The sequence below is a fragment of the Cellulomonas sp. GbtcB1 genome, from assembly GCF_019091725.1.
In the GTDB taxonomy this organism is placed as follows: Bacteria; Actinomycetota; Actinomycetes; order Actinomycetales; family Cellulomonadaceae; genus Cellulomonas.
Genome location: NZ_JAGXJG010000427.1, coordinates 1 through 245 on the forward strand (window position 1 = coordinate 1; position 245 = coordinate 245).

The following is a 245-nucleotide window of genomic DNA, read 5'->3' on the forward strand; positions in this document are numbered from 1 at the left end:
CGCAGGCCCGGTACGGCCTCGGCCACGAGGGGTCCGGCGAGCTCGTCGACGTGGCCGAGCCGGGAGCGTGGTTCACGTACTACTTCTGGCGCGACGACGACCGGGCGCCCGACTACGCCCGCGGCGTCGTCATCCACCGCAAGCCGGGCTACGACCCCGCCGCGCTGTTCTTCGCCGCCGGCGCCGCGACGGCCCGCGCGGGGCTGGACCTGGCGAAGAAGAAAGTCCGGCTGCGGTACGCCATG

At 74.3% G+C, this 245-nt stretch carries 1 pseudogene; it reads left to right on the top strand.

The window, feature by feature from the left end:
- Positions 1–245: pseudogene (locus KVT14_RS20925) on the top strand (alkaline phosphatase family protein); the annotation flags it as partial.